Genomic DNA, 15,851 nt, shown 5'->3' with positions numbered 1-15,851 from the left:
TCAGCCCCCGCCGCGGCGTGGCTGCGGCCGTGCGCCGCCATTGGCCTTGATGCCGCGCAGAATCTTCTCCGGCGTGATCGGCAGGTCGTTCACGCGCACGCCGACGGCGTTGTAGACGGCGTTGGCGATGGCCGGCAGCACCGGATTGGCGCACATCTCGCCGGGGCCCTTGCCGCCGAAGGGGCCGTCCGGCGCCGGCCGTTCGAGGATGGTCACGGAATAGGGCGCGATGTCGCCGGGACCCGGCATGAGATATTCGTTGAAGTCGCGCGGCCCGTGGCTGGGATCGGGATAGTAGGGCTCCGGCGTCTCGTAGAGGGCGTGGCTGATGCCCATCCAGGCGCCGCCGACGAGCTGCTGCTCGACCATCTTCGGGTTGATCGCCCGTCCCAGCTCATAGGCCGAGGCCATTTTCAGGACGGTGACCTCGCCGGTCTCGTCGTCCACTTCCACGTCGGCGACGAGGCTGGCATGGGCGAAGGCGGTGTTGGGGTTCATCTCTCCGGTCTGCGGATCGACGGTCGACAGCGGGATCAGGAAAATTCCGCGTCCGGCGATGGTCTTGCCCTGCTTGAACTGCGCCGCCTGGGCGGTGGCCTTGACGGTGATGGAGCGGGAGGGCGCTCCCTTCACGTGGATGTTGCCGCGCCCGTCGGTGACGAGGTCGCCGGCATTGACCTCGAGCTCCTCGGCCGCCGCCTCCAGGAGGACGCCGCGCGCCTCGCGGGCGGCGGCGATGACGGCATTACCCATGCGGTGGGTGCCGCGCGAGGCGAAGCTGCCCATGTCGTGGGGCCCGGTGTCGCTGTCGGCGGTGTCGACATAGACGTCCTCCATGGGCACGCCGAGCGTCTCGGCGGCCACCTGGCGGGTCACCTGCTTCATCCCCTGACCGAGGTCGATGGCGGAGAGGGCGACGGTGAACTTGCCGTCGGGATTGGAGTGGATCAGCGCCTGGCTCGGGTCGCCGCCGAGGTTCATGCCGATGGGATAGTTGACGGACGCCATGCCGCGTCCCCGGTGGCGGGCCATGTCAGCGCCTCCTCGTGCCGAAGACGGAGGAAAAGCGCACCGCGCCGTGCTGCGTCGGTGGCGCAGCCGGCGGTGGGGGCGCGGGAGGTGGCGGCGGGGGCGCAGCCTGGGCGGGCTGTGGGGCGGCCGCGGGCATCGGCTGGTAGGCCGGCTGGTAAGCGGGCGGGGCGCTCGGCGGCGTCGGCCGGTAGGGCTCGTATTGCGGGACGGCGGCCGGCGCCGGTCGGCTCTCGGCCGCCCCTTCCATGACCGGCTGCTTGGTCAGCGGAATGCGGGTGGTGCCCGCCGGCAACGTCTCGGTGGCGGGGCCGACACGCGTCTCCGGCCGGCCGATGCGGCCGTTGTCGTCGATGGGCGTCGCCGGGATCAGCGCCCGGGCGCCACCACCGCCGGTGAGCGAGGACTGGCGGCGCGCCTCGTCGGAAAGCGGCCAGCCTGTCTTCTCCGCGACGACCTGCACGCATTCGATCAGCGCGGTGTTCTTGGCCACGCGCCGGTGCGCCTTCATGTCGTCGTCGCGATAGGCGTTGAGAATGCGGAACTCCATCGGGTCCAGGCCGCAGGCCTCGGCGCCCTTGTCCATGTGGACCTCAAGGGCGAAGTCGACGGCGGTGATGCCGAAGCCGCGCATGGCGGTGGAGGGGCAGCGGTTCGTATAGGCGACGTAGACGTCGGCGCTGACGTTCGGGATCGTGTAGGGGCCGGGCAGGTGCGCCGTGCACTTGATGGCGGCGTAGCTCGACAGCCGCGTATAGGCGCCGGCGTCGAAATAGCTGCGGATGCGGCGGGCGGCGACGCGCCCGTCGCGCATGATGCCGTCCTTGATGTAGATGCGCTCGGCGCCGCGCGGCGAGCCGTAGAGCATCTCCTCCTCGCGATCGAGCACGTAGCGGACCGGCTGGCCGGTCATCATCGCACCGAGGATCGACAGGGGCTCGGTGAGGGAATCGACCTTGCCGCCGAAGCCGCCGCCGACCGTGCCGCCGACGAAGTGCAGGCGGTTGGATTCGAGGTCGAGAATCTTGGCGGCCGTGCCGAGGGAGAAGAACAGCCCCTGCGCGCAGGAATGGACGACGAAGCGGTCGTTCTGCTCGGGCGCGGCGATGGAGCCGTTGGTCTCCGTCGGCGCGTGCTCGATCGGCGACATCTGGTAGCGGTCCTCGACGATGAAATCGGCCGAGGCAAAGGCGCGCTCGACGTCGCCGAAGCGCAGCTTCGAATGGTCGTAGCGGTCGTGATATTCGAAGTAGTTGTGCGGGTAGGTCTCGTTGACGACGGGGGCGCCGGGCTTCAGCGCCTCCTCGACGTCGAAGACATGCGGCATCACCTCGTAGTCGACGCGCACCAGGGCCCGCGCAGCGAGGGCCTGGTGCTCGGTCTCGGCGATGATGGCGACGACGGGCTCGCCCTTGTAGGAGACCTTGCCGACCGCCAGCGTCGGCTCGTCGTCCTTGCCGAAATTGATGAGGCTGAGCAGCGTGTTCCTGTTCACCGGCACGTCGGCGCCGCGCAGGATGCGCTTGACGCCGGGCGCGCGCTCGGCCGCCGCCGTGTCGATGTGGCGGATGCGGGCGTGATGGTGCGGGCTGCGCACCACCTTGAGATGCAGCAGGCCCTCGAAGGCGTGATCGTCGAAGAAGGGCGAGCGGCCCGTCACGTGGCCCGGCATGTCCTGGCGCTGCGTGCCCTTGCCGACGACGTTGAGGTTGTCGTCCCGTTCGGCGGCGAAGAGGTCCTTGCGGAAGTCCAGCATGGTGCCCTCCTCAGGCGCGCCTGGCCTGCCCGGAGCGGGCGGCGGCCAGGATGGCCTCGATGATGGATTCGTAGCCGGTGCAGCGGCAGATGTTGCCGGAGATGCCGTCGATCACCTCCTCGCGCGTCGGGTTCGGGTTCTCGGCGAGGAGCGCCCGTGCCGCGGTGAGCATGCCCGGCGTGCAGAAGCCGCACTGGGCGGCGAAATGGTCCATGAAGGCCTGTTGCAGCGGGTGCAGCACCGGCCCGTCCGCCATGCCGGAGACCGTCTCCACGTGGCGGCCCTCGCAGGTCGCGGCGAGCGTCAGACAGGAGAGCTGCAGCTCGCCGTCGACCAGCACCGTACAGGTGCCGCAGGTGCCCTGGCCGCAGCCGTATTTGGGGCCGAAGTCGTTGAGCCCCCGGCGCAGCAGGGTGAGGAGATTGTCGGCGGGGCCGACGAAGGCGGCGCGCTCGGAGCCGTTCAGGCGGAACTGGACGGGGATCTTGGCCATGTCAGCCTCCTCATTCCTGGCCCGAGAGCAGCCGCGCCAGATGCACCGGCAGGACCTCGCGCCTGTACCATTCGCTGGCGATCGCGTCCGTCGCCGGGCGCGTGCCCTCCGCGGCCGCAGCGCGGGCGGCGGCGATGGTGGCAGTGTCCAGCGCCTTGCCTTCCACGGCGCGCTCGGCCGCCTTGGCGCGCATCGGTGTCGGGCCCATGGCGCCGAGGGCGATGCGGGCGCCGGTCACGCGGCCGCCCGACGTCGGCAGGAGGGCGGCGATGGACAGCACCGCCATGCCCTTCGGCTTGACGCGGCTGACCTTCCTGAAGCGGAAGTCGCCGGGGTTCTGCGGCAGGTTGACCTGCACCGCCACCACCAGGCCCTGGCTGCCGCGCGCACGGGCGGCGAGGAACTCCTCCAGCGGCACGGCCCGCGGGGCGCCGTAGCCCTGCATGACCATGACCTGAGCGTCGAGGGCGAGGAGCGCCACGGTGAAGTCGCCATAGGGCGTCTCGGCGAAGAGATTGCCGCCGACGGTCGCCATGGTGCGAACGGCGGGGCCGCCGATCGCCCGTGCCGGCGCGTGCAGGCAGGCGAGCTCCCGGCGCTTGAGCACGGCGGCCATGGTGACGCCGCCGCCGAGCTCGGCTCGGGCGCCGGAGAGGCTGATCTGCCGGTAGGCCGGGTCCGTGACACGCAGGATCAGCCCCTCGGTCAGGCGTCCCTCGTTGACCTCGCGCATGAGCAGCGTGCCCCCCGACAGGAGGCGGGAGCCGCGGTCGCCGGCCAGCACGCCGGCGGCTTCCGAGAGGGTGGAGGCGGTGCGGATTTCGATGGGCATGGTCAGGGCGCTCCACCCTGGAGTTCGGGGAGTTGGCGCACGGCGTCCATGCCGGCGGCATAGACGTCGTTGCCGACCTTCTCGGCCAGCTCCGCCTCGCGCCCGGGCGGCGTGGTGAAGCGGCTTTCCCAGTGCCAGAAGCTGCGGTTGCCGTCGGTCACCGGCAGGAGGCGCAGGTGGGCGACGTAGTTGAACAGCGGGATCGGCGTGTCGAGCAGGCAGTAGCTGTAGGCCATCTCGAGATCCGAGAGGGACAGGAGCTGCTCGCGCAGCTCGCTGCCGTCCTGGAGGGTGAAGCGGCGCACACAGCCGATCCTGTCGGAGGGATGGCCGCGCTCGATGGCGCTGGCGGCGACGATGGGGTGGTACTGGTCGTGCCCGTTGAAATCCCGCAGGACCGCCCAGAGGCGGTCCACCGGCGCGTCGATGATGGTGCTGCGGACGACCTTCGGCACGTCAGCCTCCGAAGGCGCGCTTGAGCGAGTCGAAACCCGCCTGGAAGACGTTGGCCCCGATGCCGCTGACGAGCTCCTGCTCCTTGTCGGGAGCGCAGTCGAACTCGGCCGACCATTCCAGGAAGGTGCGGTCCTGATCGGTGACCGGGGTCAGCCGAAGGGTCGCCACGTAGTTGGTGAGCGGCATGGGGCTGTCGAGGATCGAATAGGTGCAGAACATGTCGAAGTCCGACAGGCCGAGCAGCTTCTCGCGCAGCTTGTCGCCGTTGCGCAGCGAGAAGGCCCTGACGCAGCCCACCTTGTCGGCGGGCTCGCCGTTCTCGATGCGGCTCTCTGCCACCGGGGGGACCCAGTTGGGCAGGCCGTTGAAGTCGCGCACCCGGGACCAGACGCGGGCGGCGGGGGCATTGACGACGGTGGAGACGTAGACGCGGGCCATGATCCGTCTGCCTCACTTCTTCTCGCCGTCGTCTTTGGGCTTTGGCGGCTGGGCGTCCTTGGCGACGCGCTGCATGTCGGAGGCCTCACGCATGAGGCCGCCCATCTTGGCGAGATTGCCGCCCTCGATGCCGATCTCCTTCAGCACCTGATCGATCAGCGGTGCCTGGACGCGGTAGCGCAGCGCCGATTCGATGACCTCGTCGGTGGGGGTTCGGGAGGAGCCGCCGCCGCCCGCGCCGCCCATGCCCTGCAACCCGTCGACATGGAGGATGCGGATGCCCTCGATCTTCTCCATGGGCTTGACGCTCTCGCGCACGATGCCTTCGATCCGGTCGAGCAGGCGGCGGCGGAACAGGCCGTAACGGGCGCCGTCGGTGAGCAGGTTCTCCGCTTCGTAGAGAAGCTTCTGCGCCTCGGCGTCCACCGCCTTGCGCACCTTGTCGGCTTCGGCGGCGATGCGGACCTCTTCGGCTTCGCGCTCGGCGTTGATGACCTCGACGGTCTTGCGCCTCTTGGCGGCCTCGCTCTCCTTCACCGTCTGCACGAGCTCGGCGGCTTCCGTCGCCTTGGCACGGGCGATCTCGGCCTGGACGGCGGCGGCGCTCTCCTCCAGCGACTTCACATAGAGGGTGATCGCCTTGTCCATCGCGGCGTTCTCCACGTCGCGCTCGCGCTCGATCTCCAGCTTGCGCAGGTCGCGCTGGCGGCCGACGCGGGCCTCGTCCAGGCCGCGGTCTGAGGCGATACGGGCGCGCTCGACCTCTTCGTTGGAGGCGATCTGCGATTCCTGCAGCGCCTGGGCGCGCGCGATCTCGAGCTGCTCTATGGCCCGGCGGCGCTCCAGCCGGGCCGCCTCCAGCGCCTGTTCGCGGGCGACGTCGGCCTTCTCCACCTCCTGCTTGGCGACGATCTCCGTCTGGCGCAGGGCCTTGTCGGCATCGGTGCGTTCGGCCCGCTTGGCGGCCATGACGATGGCGCGGTCTTCCTCCGCCACCTCCACCGCCTTCTTCTGCTCGATCTGCAGCACCTCGCGGGCGCGGGAGGCGGCGATCCGTTCCTCCTCGATCTTCAGTTCGGCGGCGATGCGCTGGCGCTCGACCGCGTCGCGGCGCTGGATCTCGGCCGCCTCAAGCTGCTCGGTGCGCCGGATCTCGAGCTGGCGGGTGGCGAGCTCGGAGGCGATGCGCTCGGCCGCCGTCGCCTTCTCCTGGGCGATCCTCGAGGCCTCCGTCGCCTCGCGGGCGGCGATCTCCGCCTCCTCGATGGCGCGGTTGCGGGCGATCTCCAGCTTGCGCTTGCCCTCGTCGGAGGCCACGCGCTCGGCGGTGAGGGCGTTGTCCTGGGCGATGCGGGCCTTCTCGACCGCCTCGCGGGCGGCGATCTCGGCTTCGTCGAGGGCCTTGTTGCGGGCGATCTCGAGGTTCTTGATCTCCTTCTCGCGGTCGATCCGCTCGGCGCTGACCTGCGCCTCCTGGGCGATGCGCGAGCGCTCCACCGCCTCGCGGGCGGCGATCTCGGCCTGTTCGAGCGCCTTGGTCCGCTCGATCTCCTTCTGGCGGGTCTCGCGGTCGGAGGCGATGCGGGCGGCCTGGATGGCCTGCTCGTTGGCGATGCGCGCCTTCTCGATCTCCTCGCGTGCCGCGATCTCGGCGGCCTCCACCGCCTTGGTGCGGGCGATCTCCTGCTGGCGGATGTCGCGTTCGGAGGCGATGCGCGCCTCGCTGATGGCACGCTCGTTGGCGATGCGCGCCTTCTCGATCTCCTCGCGGGAGATGATCTGCGCCTGTTCGGCCTCGGTGTCGCGGGCGGCCCGCTCGCGGGCGATCTCTGTGCGCTGCATCGCGCGCTTGATCTCGATCTCGCGCTGCTGTTCGAGCCTTGCGGCCTCGCTCTCCCGCTCGATGTCGAGGGCCTGGCGCTCGGCCTCGAGGTTGCGGCTGCGGATCCGGATCATAGAGTCCTGCTCGATGTCGTTGCGGACCTTCCGCTTCTCCTCGATCTCCTCGATGATCCGCGTCAGGCCTTCCGCGTCGAACCGGTTGGACGGGTTGAAATATTGCAGGTCGGTCTGGTCGAGGTCGGTGATGGCGACCGACTCCAGCACGAGTCCGTTCTGGTCCAGGGCCTCGGCAGCGGCCTCCTTGACGCGCTGGACATAGATGCCGCGCTGCTCGTGCATCTCCTCCATCGACATTTCGGCGGCGACGGTGCGCAGCGCCGAGATGAACTTGCCGGAGAGAAGTGTGTTGAGCTGGTCCGGCTGGAGCGTGCGCCGGCCGAGCGTCGCCGCGGCGATGGCGACCGAGGGCCGGTCGGGCCGCACCCGCACGTAGAACTCGGCGTCGATGTCCACGCGCATGCGGTCGCGGGTGATCAGCGCCGTGTCCTTGGCCCGCGTCACCGCCATCTGCAGCACGTTCATGTTCACCGGCGTGACGTCGTGGATGATCGGCAGGACGAAGGCGCCGCCGTTGATCACCACGCGCTCGCCGAAGAGGCCGGTGCGGACGAAGGAGACCTCCTTGGAGGAGCGCCGGTACAGCCAGTTGACGAGATAGACGATGATCGCGATGGCGATCACGGCCACGATCAGCCAGAGGATGAGGGCTCCGATGAGCTGTCCCGTCATGGTATGGTCCTCCCGACGTTTCTTCTGTCCGCGTCGTCTGTCTGCTGTGCCGGCTCAGCGGCTGATCATCTTGAAGGCGCGGGTCTGGTCACGGATCGCCACCTCCACCGGCAGGCGCTCCATCGAGGAGGCGCCGTAGAAGCCGTGGCAGTGGCGGGTGTTCTTGAGGATGAAGTCGGCGTCTGCCGGTTCGGCCACCGGCCCGCCGTGGACGAGGATGATGGCGTCCGGCTTGACCGCCAGCGCCGCCGCCGCCCAGGCGTCGACCATGGCCGGGCAGTCGGCGAGCTTCAGCGCCGTCTCGGCACCGATGGAACCGCCGGTGGTGAGGCCGAGATGGCAGACGATGATGTCGGCGCCAGCGCCGGCCATCCGCCGGGCGTCCTCCTCGGAGAAGACGTAAGGGGTGGTCAGCAGGCCCTTGGCGTTGGCGAGCGCGACCATCTCGACCTCGAGGTCGTAGCCCATGCCGGTCTCTTCGAGATTGGCGCGGAAGACGCCGTCGATGAGGCCGACGGTCGGGAAATTTTGCACGCCGGAGAAGCCGATGCGCTTCACCTCGTCGAGGAAGGCGTCCATCTGGCGGAACGGATCGGTGGCGCAGACGCCGGCTATGACCGGCGTCTTCCTCACCACCGGCAGGACCTCGCCCGCCATCTCCATGACGATCTGGTTGGCGTCGCCATAGGGCATCAGGCCAGACAGCGAGCCGCGGCCGGCCATGCGGAAGCGGCCGGAATTGTAGATGACGATGAGGTCGATGCCGCCGGCCTCCTCGCATTTGGCCGAGAGGCCGGTGCCGGCGCCGCCGCCGACGATGGGCTCGCCGCGGGCGATCATGGCGCGGTAGCGGGCGAGGAGTTCGGACTTGTCGAAGCGCGCCATGTCAGGGCCTCCTGCGCGCGGCGCCGCGGCGGCCCTGGTGCAGCGCGAGGAATTCGCGCACCAGCGCCTGGGCGAAGGCGGGATCGTTGATGTGATGGGGCAGGCGGAGGAGCTGCCGGTTCGCGGTGGGGCGGATGGTGGCGGCCAGCGCCTCGAAGAGCGCCGCGTCGGCATCGGGATCGAAGAAGGGCTTGCCCGGCGCGTCGAGGGCGGAGACGCCGCCTTCCGGAATGAGAAACCGCACCGGCCCCTCCATCAGGTTGAGGCGCTCGCCGATCCAGCGGCCGATGCGGGCGTTCTCCTCGGGCGTGGTCCGCATCAGCGTGACCTGCGGGTTGTGCGGGTAGAGGTTGCGGCCGCGATAGTGCGCGGGGACCGTGTCGGGCGCTGCGAAATTGACCATGTCGAGGGCGCCGACCGAGCCGACATAGGGCAGCTTCGTCCGGATCACGGCGCCGAACCGGTCCTCGCTCGCCGGCAGGATGCCGCCCAGCAGCATGTCGCAGACTTCCGTCGTCGAGACGTCGATGACGCCCTGGAGCAGGCGGGAATCGACGAGCTTCTCCATGGAGCGCCCGCCCACCCCGGTGGCGTGGAACACCAGCGCCTCCCATTCGGGGTCGAGGAGCCGCGCCACCTGCTGGACGCAGGGGGTGGTGACGCCGAACATGGTGAGGCCGACGAGGGGCCGCTCCTGGGCGGTAGCCGGCCGCGCGGCCGCAAGATGCGCGGTCGCCAGATGCGCCTTGGCCATGGCCGCCATGGCATGGGCGGCATTGCCGAGCACCGCGCGCGAAATGCGGTTCAGGCCCTGAACGTCGGTGACCGAGTGCATCATGGTGATGTCGGCCGAGCCGACATACTCAGCGACATTGCCGGCCGCCATGGTGGAGACCATGAGCTTGGGGACCCCGACCGGCAGGACCTGCATGGCCGCGGTGGCGATGGCGGTGCCACCGGAGCCGCCGGCCGAGATCAGGCCGGCGACGCCCTGTTGGGCTCCGATCCAGGCGGCGAAGGCGTCGGTCATGGCGGCGACGGCGGCGCCGCGGTCGCCGGAGGCGAGGCCCGGCAGGCCGCGGGGCGAGGCGAGCGCCACCTCCTGCGGCGAGACGTCGGCGCCGTGGTTGCGGCCCTGGGTCGAGACGTCGACGAGGCGCGTGCGCAGGCCCGCCGCCTGGATGATGTCGCGGATGTAGCGGAGTTCCTCGCCCTTGGTGTCGAGCGTCCCGGCGATGACGACATGGGGCTCGCCGGGGCCGCGGGCCGCGAGGGCCGAGGTGTCGCCGATGCGCCGGCCGTCGATCGTCGCCAGGGTGGGCCTGGAGACGGTGCGCGCGGCGGCCTCGATCTGGGCGGCCGGCACGTCCTTCGACCAGCGCGTGGGGATGGCGGGATTGGCCACATAGACGCGGATCGGCCCCTCCGGAACGGGCGCCGGCGCGGCGGCGGATCCGGACGGGGCGTCTTCGGTGAAGGCGGGGTCCTCGTGGCCGTGGCGGCCGACGCCGAGCAGGCGCTGCTGGAGGTCGCGGTCGGCGGCCAGCGTCGCCGAGGCGATGACCCGGTTGATGCGGCCGTTGACCATGATCGCCACCGGGTCCGACATCTGGGTGGCGACGCCGATGTTCTGCTCGATGACGAGGATCGAAACGTCGCCCTCCGCCGCCAGGCGCACCAGCGTCTCCTCGACATGGGCGACGATGACCGGCGCCAGCCCTTCGGTCGGCTCGTCCATGATGAGGAGGCGCGGGTTCATCAGCAGGGCGCGGCTGATCGCCAGCATCTGCTGCTCGCCGCCGGAGAGCTGGGCGCCGCCATTGTTGCGCCGCTCGGCGAGACGCGGGAAGACCTCGTAGATGCGCTCCGGCGTCCACCGCCCCTTGGACCGCGCCATGAGCCTGAGGTGCTCGTGGACGGTGAGCGAGCGCCAGAGGCGGCGTCCCTGGGGGACGTAGCCGATGCCGAGCCGGGCGACGTCGGCCGGGGCGCGGCCGGCGATCTCCTCGCCCATGAAGCGGATCGAGCCGGAGGCGATCGGCACGAGGCCCATGATCGCCTTGCACATGGTCGTCTTGCCCATGCCGTTGCGGCCGACCACCGACAGCACGCCGGACTGCAGCGTCAGGTCGACGCCCTGCACGGCGTGGCTGCGGCCGTAGAAGACGTTGACGCCCTGCAATTGCAGGACCGGGGCGCCCGTCTTGGGCGGCACGGGGAAGCGCTCAGCCATGGCCGCCCCCCAGGTAGAGTTCCTGGACCTCCGGGTCGTCCTCGATCTCGCTGGGCCGGCCTTCCTTGAAGATGCGGCCGTTGTGCATCATCGTCACGCTCTCGACGACGCGCAGCGCCACGTCCATGTCGTGTTCGATGATGATGTAGCCGATATGGGCGGGGAGCGAGGTGAGGATGGCGACGAGGTCGCGGCGCTCGGTGGGCGACAGGCCGGCCGCCGGCTCGTCGAACAGGATGAAGCGCGGCGCACCCGACATGGCCAGGGCGATCTCGAGCTGGCGCTGCTGGCCATAGGCGAGTTCGCCCACGAGGCGGTCGCGCACGGCGGTGAGATGCACCGCCTCCACCAGCGTCTCCGCGGCATGGACGAGGGCGTCGTCGGCGCGCGGGCGCAGCAGCGAATAGCGGTTCCGCGAGACGCCGCGGCAGGCGAGGTAGACGTTGTCGATGACCGTCAGGCCGGCGAAGAGGGAGGAGATCTGGTAGGTGCGGCGAAGCCCCCGGCGGATCCGCTCGTAGGGGGGGAAGGCGGTGACGTCCTCGCCGAAGAAGCGGATGATGCCGGAGGTCGCGGGGAAATCGCCGGTAATGCAGTTGAACAGCGTCGTCTTGCCGGCGCCGTTGGAGCCGAGCACGGCCCGCCGCTCGCCGGGGCGCACCGACAGGGTCACGTCGGCGATGGCGGCGAGCGCCCCGAACATCTTGGTGATGCCGCGCAGCTCCAGGGCATTGCCGGTGTTCATCTGTACCGGGCGGTCGGCGGCTTCGGCGAGGGTCATCGCGGCACCCCCGTCAGGGGATCGACGCGGCGGGCGGTGCGGGCGCGCCAGCGGTCCCAGAGGCCGAGCACGCCGTCGGGAGAGAACAGGACGACCGCGAGGAAGCCGATGCCGATGATCAGCTTGAAGCGCTCGGCGGAGAAACCGAAGGCGCCGAGCACGTCGGGCGAGAAGACCTGCAGGATGACATAGATGAAGGCGCCGACGAAGGCGCCGAGCGGCCGGCGCATGCCGCCGATGACGGCGACGACGAGGACGTCGATGGCGGCCGGGATGCCGATGGTGCCAGGTGCGATCTGGGCGTTCTGCCAGACCAGCAGGATGCCGCCGGTGGAGGCGAAGACGCTGGCGAGCGCATGGGCGGCGACGCGGTGGGCGGTGACGTTGAAGCCGAGGGCGGCCATGCGGCGCGGGTTGTCGCGCACGCCCTGGAGGGCGAGGCCGAAGGGCGAGCGGGAGATGTAGACGACGGCGCCGTAGCACAGCGTCGCACAGCCGAGGCACAGGTAGTAGAACGGCACGGGATCGCGCCAGTTCACCCCGAAGAGCCGCGGCGGCAGGACGAGGTTGAAGCCGGAATAGCCGTTGAAGATCGTGTAGTTCTGGCGGGTGAAGTAGAAGAAGGCGGCGGCGATCGCGAGCGTGATCATGATCGTGTAGATGCCCTCCGTGCGGACCGCCAGGGCGCCGAAGAGGGTGGCGGCGATCGCCGCGACGAGGAAGGCGGCGGGCAGCACGATCCACCAGGCGAGGCCGAGGCTGATGGAGGTGGTGCCCGAGGGGCCGAGGATGGCCACCATGTAGCCGGCGAGACCGGCAATGCTCATCTGCAACAGGCTCACCATGCCGCCATAGCCGGCGAGGAAGGTGAGGCTCACGGCGATCATGCCGAGGATGAAGCTCCAGCCCATCACCTGGAAGAGCCAGAAATTGTTGGCGACCAGCGGCAGGGCGAGGAGGATGAAGGCGGTGATCCACCAACCCGCGGGGATGCGCTCGATCCAGGACCGGCCCGGCGCCGCGGCGGTGGTCATGCGCGCCCCGAGGGGGGCCTGGTCAGCCAGCGCCATCGCTCACCGCCCCGCGCCGAGAAGGCCCTGCGGCCGGAAGGCGAGCACCGCCGCCATGATGAGGAAGGTGAAGACCACCGAATAGGTCGGCGCGTAGACAAGCCCCATCTGCTCGGTGACGCCGATCACCGCCGCCCCGATGGCGGCGCCGACGATGGAGCCCATGCCGCCGACGATGACGACGACGAGACTGGCGAGGAGAAAGCGGGTGTCCTCGCCCGGCGACAGCGACTGGAACGTGCCGCCGACGATGCCGGCCATGCCGGCGAGGCCTGCGCCGAAGACGAAGACGGCGAGGAAGACGAGCTGGATGCGCACGCCCGACGCGGCCAGCATCTCGCGGTCGTCGACGCCGGCGCGGATCAGCATGCCGAGCGAGGTGCGGTTGAGCACCAGCCACATGGCGATGCCGATGACGATGGCCGCCACCAGGATCCAGACGCGCACCGAGGGATAGCGGATGAAGATGGCCTCGCCGCTGGTTGGATTGATGGAGGAGATGAGGGGCAGTTCCACCGGGCCGCGCAGGAAGGCGGGGGCCAGGGTGGTGTAGGACTGGCCGCCCCAGTACCAGAGCATCAGGTCGGCCAGCACCACCGACAGGCCGATGCTCACCAGGGTCTGGCGCAACTCCTCTCCCTCCATATGGGCGAAGATGAAGCGCTGCATGGCGAGGCCGACGAGGCCGACCACGACGAAGACGATGGGAAAGGCGAGCAGCCAGGATCCGGACCAGGTGGCGATTTCGTAGCCGAGATAGCCGCCGAGCAGGAACAGCGAACCGTGGGCGAGATTGACCGTGCGCATCAGCCCGAAGATCAGCGTGAAGCCGGAGGCGACGAGGAAATAGAGGGCGCCGAGGGTGATGCCGCCGAGCAGCGCGTTGAGGAACACGCGCTTGCGCCCGATCGCCGCCTCGAGCTCGGCCGGCCATGGCGCGACGACGAGCCAGAGGAAGGCCACCACCACGATCGCGATCACCAGAGCCCAGACAGGATGGTTCTTGGCGAATTTTTCCATCACACCCGTCGACACCCGAATTCCGCGGTCTCGTCCCCGCCCGTCAGGGGAAGGCTATGCCGACCGCGCGAGGCCGGCTTTACCGAGGGTCTTTTCTTTCGCGGCCCGCGCCGCCCCCTCACTGGGTGGCGTGGGCCATGACGCTGCGGCGATAGGTGCTGGGCGGGACGACCCCGTTGGCGATGAAGAAGCGCGAGAAGCTCGCCGGCGTCGAGAAGCCGAGGTCGAGGCCGATATCGGCCACCGTTTCCTTGCCCAGCGCCAGCCGCTCGATGGCGCGCTCCATCCTGAGCGCGTTGAGATAGATGGTCGGCGGCAGGCCGAGCTGTTCGCGGAAGAGCTTGAAGAAATGCGGCCGCGACAGGCCTGCGGCGCGCGACAGCCGCGCGAGGTCGATGGGCTCGCCCAGCGTCTCGTCGAGCAGACGCAGGGCGCGGCGGATGCGGAAGTCGCGCAGCGGGCGCTCCTGGCCGATGAAGTGCTGGCCTTCCGCGGTCCATTGCCAGGTCTGGTCGAACGAGGCCTGGGTCAGGGCGCTCAGGCGGTCCTCGAAACCTCCGTCGGTGCCGCCATGGGCGGAGAGGAGGTGCCCGGTATCGGTGACCAGCCGGGCGAGGCGATCGGTGACCTCGACCCCGACGCGTCCGAAGCGGAGGATTTCCGAGGCCTGGCGGCTCGCCTGCACGAACCAGCCCGGGCGGATGTAGAGGACGAGGACCAGCACGTTGTCGCGATGGTCGAGCGGCCGGTAGTAGTGCGGCTGCCAGGGGCTGATCGCGACCGCCTGGCCGGGCGACAGGGGATAGGGCCGGCCCTCCACCACCACTTCGGCCGGGGGGCCGAGAATGTGGAAGATGAGATGGCCTTCCCGATGCGCATGGGGCGCCATGGCCTTGTCCATCACGTAGAGGCAGACGCGACCAAACACGCCGTGCGCGACAGCGTGAGCAACACTCACAACGCTCCTCCCTGATGAACGGGCGTCTTTTCTTGTTTTCGTGTCGGTCTCTTCTTGACGAGCTTATCGCAGGCGACGGCGCAGGCAACGGGCGATTCGCCGCGTCGGCGCGCCGGGCCGCGCGGGCGGACAGGGCTTGCGGGTGCGGGGATCACCATGCGGCCTCCAGGATGCGTTCGCAGTCGCCGCGGGTGAGCAGGCGCGGATTGGCGAGGGATGCGGGATCGTCGGCCGCCCGTTCGGCGACGGCGGCGAAGCGGGCGGGGTCGGTCGCCGTCTCGCGCAGCGCCGCGGGCAGGCCGAGCACCCGCGCGAAGGCGGCGAGCTGGACCTCGAGCCCGGCCGCCCCGCGGCCCTGGCCCATCGTGTCGGACAGGGCGCCGTAGCGGGCGCCGACGGCGCGGGCGTTGAAGGCGACGAAGGCGGCGAGGACCGGCGCGTGGAGTTCGCCGGGGAGGGCGGCGTCGGCGAGGTCGTCCTCGAGCGGATGGGCGAGGGCGTCGACGCCGCCGGTGCCCTTCTCCATGGCGAGGCCGGCGGTGAGGGCCCCGGCCAGGGCCTCGCGCCGGGCTTCGGCATTGCCGGGGGCGGCGACGGCGACCGGCAGCCACCGCGCGAGGAGCCGCACGGCCTCCAGGGCGAGGCCGTCGGCGGGCGGATTGTAGGTCGGGCTGGCATAGGCCTCGATGGCGTGGACGAGGATCTCCATGCCGGCTGCCGCCAGCCTCCGTGGCGGCACCTGGGCGAGGGCGGTCGGATCGGCGATCACCCGGTCCGGGCGCGGGCAGGGGATCGGCTCGCCGTCGCGGGGGCGCACCTGGCGGCCGAGGCCGAGGTCGAACAGGTTCGCCGGCACGGCGATGACGGCGCAGGGCGCCCCGCGGCGGACGGAGGCCTCGGCGACCAGCCGCGCCTGACCGATGGCGGCGGCGCCGCCGACGGCGATGATGGTGGAGGCCTCGGCCCGCTGGAGCGCCGCGGCGACGCGCGCCACCTCGCCCCGCAACGGCGCTCCGCCGCCGACGGAACAGGTGGCGAGGCGGACGCGCGGCAGGGCATCCGCGACGCGGGCCAGGGTCTGGGCCGCGGCAGGTTCGGTGTCGATGAGCGCCAGCGCCTTGCCCAGGCGAGAAGCTTCCTCGGGCAGGGCGTCGTCGATGGCGCCATCGGCGAACTGGGTTCGCGTGAGATAGCCGATCAACGTCATGCGGGCCGCCTCGTCACCCCAGGGCCGAGGCCCCGGGACTTTCCGCACAGCGGGCGGCGGGG

The 15,851-nt window shown here is 70.4% G+C and carries 14 protein-coding genes; all 14 read right to left on the bottom strand.

Annotation, left to right across the window (positions count from 1 at the left end):
• The 14 genes from C6569_RS16105 to C6569_RS16040 all read right to left on the bottom strand — a co-directional run bounded on the left by C6569_RS16105 (position 1) and on the right by C6569_RS16040 (position 15,789).
• The gene (locus tag C6569_RS16105) at positions 1–1,032 is read right to left on the bottom strand and encodes a xanthine dehydrogenase family protein molybdopterin-binding subunit (protein ID WP_106749796.1); all 1,032 of its coding nucleotides are present in this window, start codon (positions 1,030–1,032) and stop codon (positions 1–3) included.
• Between the two features lies 1 nt (position 1,033).
• Entirely contained in the window at positions 1,034–2,785 is a 1,752-nt protein-coding gene (locus C6569_RS16100; RefSeq protein ID WP_106749795.1) for a xanthine dehydrogenase family protein molybdopterin-binding subunit, read from the bottom strand.
• Positions 2,786–2,795: 10 nt separating this feature from the next.
• Positions 2,796–3,278 carry a (2Fe-2S)-binding protein gene (locus tag C6569_RS16095; protein ID WP_106749794.1) on the bottom strand — a complete coding sequence of 161 codons (483 nt, stop codon included), beginning with the start codon at positions 3,276–3,278 and terminating at the stop codon, positions 2,796–2,798.
• Positions 3,279–3,288: 10 nt separating this feature from the next.
• Entirely contained in the window at positions 3,289–4,110 is an 822-nt protein-coding gene (locus tag C6569_RS16090; protein ID WP_106749793.1) for an FAD binding domain-containing protein, read from the bottom strand.
• 2 nt (positions 4,111–4,112) lie between these two features.
• Entirely contained in the window at positions 4,113–4,565 is a 453-nt protein-coding gene (locus tag C6569_RS16085) for an SRPBCC family protein (protein WP_106749792.1), read from the bottom strand.
• Position 4,566: 1 nt separating this feature from the next.
• Positions 4,567–5,004 (bottom strand): SRPBCC family protein, encoded by a 438-nt coding sequence (locus C6569_RS16080; protein WP_106749791.1) that lies wholly within the window; start codon positions 5,002–5,004, stop codon positions 4,567–4,569.
• A 12-nt stretch (positions 5,005–5,016) separates the two neighbouring features.
• On the bottom strand, positions 5,017–7,635 hold the full coding sequence (locus C6569_RS16075) for a flotillin family protein (RefSeq protein WP_106749790.1): 2,619 nt from the start codon (positions 7,633–7,635) through the stop codon (positions 5,017–5,019).
• A 54-nt stretch (positions 7,636–7,689) separates the two neighbouring features.
• Positions 7,690–8,520, bottom strand: a complete 831-nt coding sequence (locus C6569_RS16070) for a phosphoenolpyruvate hydrolase family protein (RefSeq protein WP_106749789.1) — start codon at positions 8,518–8,520, stop codon at positions 7,690–7,692.
• A gap of 1 nt (position 8,521) precedes the next feature.
• Entirely contained in the window at positions 8,522–10,753 is a 2,232-nt protein-coding gene (locus C6569_RS16065) for an ABC transporter permease (protein WP_106749788.1), read from the bottom strand.
• Complete coding sequence (locus C6569_RS16060) at positions 10,746–11,534, bottom strand: ABC transporter ATP-binding protein (protein ID WP_181313788.1); 789 nt, start codon at positions 11,532–11,534, stop codon at positions 10,746–10,748. The genes C6569_RS16065 and C6569_RS16060 overlap by 8 nt, the downstream gene beginning before the upstream one ends.
• Positions 11,531–12,604 carry a branched-chain amino acid ABC transporter permease gene (locus tag C6569_RS16055; protein ID WP_106749787.1) on the bottom strand — a complete coding sequence of 358 codons (1,074 nt, stop codon included), beginning with the start codon at positions 12,602–12,604 and terminating at the stop codon, positions 11,531–11,533. The genes C6569_RS16060 and C6569_RS16055 overlap by 4 nt, the downstream gene beginning before the upstream one ends.
• Before the next feature lie 3 nt (positions 12,605–12,607).
• The gene (locus C6569_RS16050) at positions 12,608–13,624 is read right to left on the bottom strand and encodes a branched-chain amino acid ABC transporter permease (RefSeq protein WP_106749786.1); all 1,017 of its coding nucleotides are present in this window, start codon (positions 13,622–13,624) and stop codon (positions 12,608–12,610) included.
• A 118-nt stretch (positions 13,625–13,742) separates the two neighbouring features.
• Positions 13,743–14,513, bottom strand: a complete 771-nt coding sequence (locus C6569_RS16045; RefSeq protein WP_181313787.1) for an AraC family transcriptional regulator — start codon at positions 14,511–14,513, stop codon at positions 13,743–13,745.
• A 220-nt stretch (positions 14,514–14,733) separates the two neighbouring features.
• Positions 14,734–15,789, bottom strand: coding sequence for an iron-containing alcohol dehydrogenase (locus C6569_RS16040; protein ID WP_106749784.1), 1,056 nt, complete (start codon positions 15,787–15,789; stop codon positions 14,734–14,736).
• Between the last annotated feature and the right edge of the window lie 62 nt (positions 15,790–15,851).

This window comes from Phreatobacter cathodiphilus, from assembly GCF_003008515.1.
Classification (GTDB): Bacteria; Pseudomonadota; Alphaproteobacteria; order Rhizobiales; family Phreatobacteraceae; genus Phreatobacter; species Phreatobacter cathodiphilus.
The sequence above is the reverse complement of the archived record's forward strand: the minus strand, read 5'-3'. Positions and strand labels throughout refer to the sequence as shown.

Coding starts and splice junctions, on each gene's coding strand:
- C6569_RS16070 (WP_106749789.1), bottom strand. CDS start 8,520: ATGGCGCGCTTCGACAAGTCCGAACTCCTCGCCCGCTACCGCGCCATG.
- C6569_RS16045 (WP_181313787.1), bottom strand. CDS start 14,513: ATGGCGCCCCATGCGCATCGGGAAGGCCATCTCATCTTCCACATTCTC.
- C6569_RS16075 (WP_106749790.1), bottom strand. CDS start 7,635: ATGACGGGACAGCTCATCGGAGCCCTCATCCTCTGGCTGATCGTGGCC.
- C6569_RS16040 (WP_106749784.1), bottom strand. CDS start 15,789: ATGACGTTGATCGGCTATCTCACGCGAACCCAGTTCGCCGATGGCGCC.
- C6569_RS16055 (WP_106749787.1), bottom strand. CDS start 12,604: ATGGCGCTGGCTGACCAGGCCCCCCTCGGGGCGCGCATGACCACCGCC.
- C6569_RS16050 (WP_106749786.1), bottom strand. CDS start 13,624: ATGGAAAAATTCGCCAAGAACCATCCTGTCTGGGCTCTGGTGATCGCG.
- C6569_RS16095 (WP_106749794.1), bottom strand. CDS start 3,278: ATGGCCAAGATCCCCGTCCAGTTCCGCCTGAACGGCTCCGAGCGCGCC.
- C6569_RS16065 (WP_106749788.1), bottom strand. CDS start 10,753: ATGGCTGAGCGCTTCCCCGTGCCGCCCAAGACGGGCGCCCCGGTCCTG.
- C6569_RS16080 (WP_106749791.1), bottom strand. CDS start 5,004: ATGGCCCGCGTCTACGTCTCCACCGTCGTCAATGCCCCCGCCGCCCGC.
- C6569_RS16105 (WP_106749796.1), bottom strand. CDS start 1,032: ATGGCCCGCCACCGGGGACGCGGCATGGCGTCCGTCAACTATCCCATC.
- C6569_RS16060 (WP_181313788.1), bottom strand. CDS start 11,534: ATGACCCTCGCCGAAGCCGCCGACCGCCCGGTACAGATGAACACCGGC.
- C6569_RS16090 (WP_106749793.1), bottom strand. CDS start 4,110: ATGCCCATCGAAATCCGCACCGCCTCCACCCTCTCGGAAGCCGCCGGC.
- C6569_RS16100 (WP_106749795.1), bottom strand. CDS start 2,785: ATGCTGGACTTCCGCAAGGACCTCTTCGCCGCCGAACGGGACGACAAC.